General features: G+C 49.2%; 7 protein-coding genes. 1 reads left to right on the top strand and 6 read right to left on the bottom strand.

The annotated features are described in order from the left end of the window. From AC1DWB_RS30615 to AC1DWB_RS30590, 6 genes are all read right to left on the bottom strand, one after another. A partial coding sequence (locus AC1DWB_RS30615) for a THUMP domain-containing protein (protein ID WP_477544878.1) occupies positions 1 to 400 on the bottom strand: 400 nt, incomplete at its 3' end. Beyond that, on the bottom strand, positions 397 to 1,542 hold the full coding sequence (locus AC1DWB_RS30610; protein WP_477544877.1) for a cysteine desulfurase family protein: 1,146 nt from the start codon (positions 1,540 to 1,542) through the stop codon (positions 397 to 399). The genes AC1DWB_RS30615 and AC1DWB_RS30610, both read right to left, overlap by 4 nt. 143 nt (positions 1,543 to 1,685) lie before the next feature. Beyond that, entirely contained in the window at positions 1,686 to 2,393 is a 708-nt protein-coding gene (locus AC1DWB_RS30605) for a lytic transglycosylase domain-containing protein (RefSeq protein ID WP_477544876.1), read from the bottom strand. Between the two features lie 138 nt (positions 2,394 to 2,531). Continuing rightward, a complete protein-coding gene (locus AC1DWB_RS30600; RefSeq protein WP_477544875.1) occupies positions 2,532 to 2,936 on the bottom strand; it encodes a hypothetical protein in 405 nt (134 codons plus the stop codon). 18 nt (positions 2,937 to 2,954) lie between these two features. Continuing rightward, a complete protein-coding gene (locus AC1DWB_RS30595; protein ID WP_477544874.1) occupies positions 2,955 to 3,170 on the bottom strand; it encodes a DUF1540 domain-containing protein in 216 nt (71 codons plus the stop codon). Positions 3,171 to 3,333: 163 nt separating this feature from the next. Continuing rightward, complete coding sequence (locus AC1DWB_RS30590) at positions 3,334 to 3,834, bottom strand: YpuI family protein (protein ID WP_477544873.1); 501 nt, start codon at positions 3,832 to 3,834, stop codon at positions 3,334 to 3,336. Positions 3,835 to 4,088: 254 nt separating this feature from the next. On the opposite strand from AC1DWB_RS30590, the gene AC1DWB_RS30585 reads away from it, so the two are divergent. After that, positions 4,089 to 5,785 (top strand): S8 family peptidase (locus AC1DWB_RS30585; protein ID WP_477544872.1); only part of this gene is annotated, 1,697 nt, incomplete at its 3' end.

Here is a 5,785-nt window from a genome sequence, read left to right as displayed (position 1 = left end):
GAAGAATAGTCCCACCAAGCAGACGGTTTAATTCATAAGTATCATAAGGAAATTCCTTGTTGACACGTCTAACGCTAATTTTGAACGTATCGGGCTTGACCTTCAAACTATGGAACGATTCCCAGACAGCCGCCTTGATCTCCTCAAGATTCAATCCGCAACGGATTGCGGGGCTATAGGAGTGAAGACCGAATACTTTAGACAGTTGCGCTGCGATAGGCTGGAATGCCACTCCTGCCAAGTCCAAGTAGACGCGGCCATACTCTTGGCGAATCGACACTTGGGGGTACGGCAGCAATACCCTGCGAAGTTGCTGCATCACCTGTGTTTCGAAGCGGTATCGGTTACGTCCCTTTAACGTAAGTTCCCCTAATCGCAGTAATATGATGTCTTTGTTCACTTGAGTTGTGTCAACTCCTTCACTACTCGTTTCAGCACGACAGCCAGTCGTTCTACCTCTGCGATCTGATGATCGACTGACAAGCTAATTCTAAGTCCACTGGAAGCCCGGGCATGGTCCAATCCCATGGCAAGCAGCACTCGACTTGGTTCCATCTCACCGGAAGCGCAAGCGGATTTGGTCGATATATACAGTTGTTCTTTCTCAAGCGCATGAACGACTACTTCCGAGCGGATGCCTGGTACAGACAGATGCACAATGTGGGGAGCCATACGCGCTTCATCTGAAGCTCCATTCAACACGATGCCGGGTTCTTCGATCAGTTGCTTCAGCAAGTGGAGTCGTAGGGCGCGCATGTGCGGCTCTGCTTCTCTCCTTCGCTCCATACTCATACGCACGGCCTTGGCCATCCCGACGATTGCAGGTACGTTCTCCGTTCCAGATCTGGCTCCAGTCTCCTGTCCTCCTCCTGACAGCAAGGGTTGCAACTGAACTCCTTGACGACGGTACAGGAAGCCAATGCCCTTGGGACCACGCAGCTTATGTGCGGAGACAGACATGAGGTCGATTCCCCAGGTGCCAGGTAACAACGGCAGTTTCGCAAAGCCTTGGACCGCGTCAACGTGAAACAGTACGCGCGGATACTTGGCCAGTAACTGACCAATCTCACGAATGGGCTGCACTGTCCCGACTTCATTGTTCACATACATCACACTGACCAGACAAGTGTCATCGCGAAGAGCAGTTGCCACCTCCTCTACCCGGATACAACCATGCTCGTCTGGACGCAAATAGGTAACGTCGAACCCCCATGATTCCAGTTGTTTGCAAGCCTCGTAGACGGAAGCGTGCTCAAGCTCGGTCGTAATAATATGCTTTCCTCTACTAGCATATTGAAGCGCTGCACCTTTAATGGCTAGATTGTTACTCTCGGTGCCACCGGAAGTGAAAATGATCTCGCTTGGCTGTACGTCGAGCCCGACCGCAATGATCTTGCGGGCTTTGGTGATCATCCGTTCTGCTTCGATTCCTATGCGATGGATGGATGAAGGGTTGCCGAAGTAAACTTGCATAACCTCTGACATTGCTTCCACGACTTCTGGATAAGGAGGCGTCGTTGCGCAATGATCGAAGTAATCCATAACTGATAGTCTCCTCTCCATCATTAATGTTAATCTGCTCCAAATGAAAAGAAACGATCAAGCATCAGCCCGTCTCTTCTTATCGAAGGGCTAATCATGATCGTACCTCATTTTGCATCAGAGATGCAATTCGCGAACTAATGTCAGAACACTTGCCCGATGTTGCCAACCTGGCTGCGGCGCGCCATAATGCTGGCTACATATTTCTGCGTTTCAATTGGCAGTTGACCCATCTTTTCCTTCAACTGCTCGTCATTCCGTGCTCCAAGCGCATCTACTCTTCCCGGACCCGCGTTATAAGCAGCCAAGGCCATCCCTTCATTCCCATTGTAACGCTTCAGCAGCGATGCCAGGTAGCGGGTTCCGCCGTCGATATTCTGGGACGGATCGAATGAATCCGTTACCCCCATTTGCTTGGCCGTTCCGTCCATCAGCTGCATAAGTCCTTTGGCACCAGCTGACGATACAACACTGGAGCGATACCCGGATTCTGCTCCGATCACGGAATGGACTAACCCTGCATCTACACCGTACTTCAAAGAGGCCTGTTTGACAAGTTCATCATAGGATGATCCTGGTGGCTGTGATTGCAAGGAAAGCAATGTAGTTGACAGCCGGTTAAGCCCAAGTGGAGGAAGCGTTGAACCGGTTGCGGAAAGCTTCGTCGATGATGCAGCGGATGCTGAAGAGGCGGGTTGATCCTCCGACAGTCCCATCCTGATGCTCTCCAATAGGCCGGCAAAGTCAAATTCGTCATTGTTAGAGGAGGACGCTGCAGATAGTCCGTCCAAATTAGGTTTCAGTTGTGCTTGAAGCAACTGCTTCATATATCTGGGATCGATACTACTCATGATCAAACTCCATTCAGACAAGTTTGTTACCATTGTACACCTTTTTTCTCCATTCGAACAGAGACTACGCTGTAAGAACTTGTCCCTCAGCACAAAAAGACTGCAACCGGAATCCGGCGCAGTCTTCACTCTTATCATTCAATAAGTCCTCGGAATCAACACCATGTAAGACAATATGGCAATTCCACCAATCACGACAGACCAAGCACCAAGTGCCTTAGTACCCCGCATATAAGCGATAACCCCAAGGACGATCGCGCTTATGCCAAGAAAGACAGGCAAGACGAACAAGGAAATAATGCTTATTGCCAGGGCTGCCCAGCCAAGTGTCCGACTTGGGCTTTCTTCTTCGGAACGGGCGTCCGCGTTATCATGAGGGCGGTCATTCTCCGGGAGCTGAAGATTTCTTCGGTCCATAAGACCAGGAGCTGCCGTGAAGTCAGCCGCGAACTCTTCCTCATGACGATCACGTACACCTTTTGCTTCTGAATCACTGAATAACGGATCTGTCGAAGAATGCGATCGATTACGTTCGTCGTTCATCAGATACCCTCCTCGTTCTTATCCTTTTGCTTTGAACGTGTGACAGCATGTGCTTGAAGCGCGCTTGGCCGTGTCTTGATGTTCGGTATCGAAGCTCTCACCCGCGAATTCCTCGTTGAACTTGGCGTTGGCATGGCTATCAATCTCGATCATAATTGCATCAGCCCTACATTGATTTTGCTCACCCCAGTACGAACAGTTGGATACGCTACATTTTACGATTGGCTTTGCCATCTTGCGATCACCTCCCTCTACAAGTTGCCCGTCATGATGGAGGTGTATCCTAAGGAACGATTGGTAACGACATATCCCCCTCATGGTGTAGGAAGGACATTCGCCCCGGAACAATAAATAAACCCCGAACCTTCCCGGTCCGGGGTATAGTGCCAATCTTTGCTTACATTCGGTCGCCCTGCATGCGACGCTGAGTCATATAATCCGTCTCATAGTACGTCAAGTCTTCGCGCAATTCCTCATAAATCTTGGATAGCTCGATGGTCAGGTTGCGGACTTCGCGGCTTGGTTTCTTCCGGAATCGGATCGCATCCTGCCCTGTATATGCATAACGACCATCTTCGGAATAACATTCATTCTTAGGGTAATAAAACCCATTCACGCAGTTATGATACACATCGTACAGTACTTTCTCCGCGTAATCTTCATTGAAATGCGGGCGGCGCAAGTTCATTCCTAACTTCTCGTAAGCCACTTCACAGAATACAAGCAAATGCCTCGTGTCGGACAAATACCCCCGGTAAAATTCTTCCATCGCCGGGTCGTTCTCCATACTCAACTGGGGCAAGCTGTAATGATTAAGGAAAAGTTCCATCTTCGCGATGGCTTCTTTTAATTTAGTACGTGATGTTTCGCATAAATTTTTCACTTGATGCATAACCATTCCCGTTTACCCCTCCCTTCCGTGTTGCCAAATTTCCTTGTTTACACTCAAGTAAGGCTCGTATGCAGTGCGTTTCCTTCTTTGAGCTTCTCCGTGTTGCATTACCTTCATCGTACCATAATTTTAGTGGAAAAGTAAGCTTATCCCGTTCACGTTTTTCACATCCGCAGATACTGCCAGCCGCTATGCATAATTCCTCAACCTCTACCCCACCTTAACAGTACATAAGTGTAAACTGCCTAGTGGAGGATGTTATGAAAAAAACAACAGCGCTCATATCCATTGTAGCCGTGTGTGGCGTCGTACTATTCGCAACGAATGCGAACCGGACTACACCAAGGATTAATGATTCACAGAACCCGGGTGCAGCTAAAGAAATGCAAATCAAACAGTCGATGCTTGAAAAGGATGTGCAGCTAACGGACGAGTTATGCCGAACGCAGTGCACGTTAGATTTTCGAGCTGCGCTTCATCAATTAAAAACCGATTTGCCAGCCCGTGTCAAGTCCGATCTATCTTCCCTGAAGCAGGAACATGAGCATATTCAATACGTAGAGTGGATTCAAGGGGCGAATAAGCAAGGAGCCCTCATATCGGAAGGCACCATTCCAGCTTCAGTCAAGCATGAGGCAGAAACCTATATTCAGGAAGCCAGGCAACAGGTTCAGCAAGGAAAGACGTACCAATCCAAAGCAATTGGTGCAGGGGATGAGCATTACTTCGTACTGGGTGTCCCGGCTGCAGATCAAAAAGCCTCGCTCGTCGGACTTGTTCACCAGGACTTGCTTCGTAAGGTTGAGGTCGATTTGCGCAAAAATCTAAGACTCGTCCCTTACCCAAGTGACAAGCGATACAAGATCGAGTCCGTCGATTCCAATACACTTAAGGATGTGAAGGTGGATCATCCAGAAGATAATGAGGGCACTAGCCACTATCACGTGAATGAAGTGGTCGTCAAATTCCAGAACGACCCTTCACCTGCGGAGCTTGCTCGCATCCAATCCGAGATCGGTTCGGAATCGATGCAGAAGATCGGTTATACGTATGTGTTCAGATCTTCAGGTATGGAAGCCAAGCAACTGATGGCTTATTTCCAGAAATGGAATGTAGCCTACGTAGAGCCGCATTTCTTATATATGACGAACGAAACTACACCAGTGGACGCTGAACCGAATGATGTCCTCTATAAAAAGTACCAATGGAACTTGCCTGCAATCGGCACCCTTCCAGCATGGGATATTAATAAGGGGAATACCGATGTTATCGTTGCTGTTGTCGATACTGGCGTAGATTTGACTCATTCGGACCTGAAGGATCAATTGCTGCCTGGCTTCAACGTAGTAAGTCAGGGTAAAGATCCTCAGGACGATGTTGGACACGGTACCCATGTCGCTGGCGTCATCTCAGCCCTCGTCAACAATCATGAAGGTGTAGCAGGCATGACCTGGTTCAACAAAATATTGCCCGTCAAAGTGCTCGACGAAACCGGTGCCGGCAGTACCTATTCAGTGGCACAGGGCATTATATGGGCAACGGATCACGGGGCCAAGGTGATCAACATGAGCTTGGGAAACTATGCGCAGGCCAACTTCCTGCACGATGCGGTCAAGTATGCCTACGATAGAGACGTCGTGCTAATCGCCGCAAGCGGAAATGATAACTCAGAGCGTCCGGGCTATCCAGCTGCCTATCCAGAAGTGTTCGCCGTAGCGGCAACAGACAGCTCCAAGCAGAAAGCACCCTTCTCCAATTTTGGGGATTACATTGATGTAGCTGCACCGGGGGTTAACATAGCCAGCACATACCCCCATAACCAGTATGCTGCTTTATCCGGCACATCCATGGCGAGTCCACACGTAACCGCGTTGGCTGCCTTAATCCGCTCGGTCAATCCGTTGCTCAAGAATACTGAAGTGATGGAGATTATGAGGAAATCCGCAACTGATCTGGG

It is taken from the genome of Paenibacillus sp. P4_E11 (genome assembly GCF_056401635.1).
Note: the sequence above shows the minus strand (reverse complement) of the source record. Positions and strands in the feature narration are given on the sequence as shown.

Excerpts from the sequence above, each read along its gene's own strand:
- AC1DWB_RS30610 (WP_477544877.1), bottom strand. The coding sequence starts at position 1,542 with ATGGATTACTTCGATCATTGCGCAACGACGCCTCCTTATCCAGAAGTC.
- AC1DWB_RS30605 (WP_477544876.1), bottom strand. The coding sequence starts at position 2,393 with ATGAGTAGTATCGATCCCAGATATATGAAGCAGTTGCTTCAAGCACAA.
- AC1DWB_RS30600 (WP_477544875.1), bottom strand. The coding sequence starts at position 2,936 with ATGAACGACGAACGTAATCGATCGCATTCTTCGACAGATCCGTTATTC.
- AC1DWB_RS30595 (WP_477544874.1), bottom strand. The coding sequence starts at position 3,170 with ATGGCAAAGCCAATCGTAAAATGTAGCGTATCCAACTGTTCGTACTGG.
- AC1DWB_RS30590 (WP_477544873.1), bottom strand. The coding sequence starts at position 3,834 with ATGGTTATGCATCAAGTGAAAAATTTATGCGAAACATCACGTACTAAA.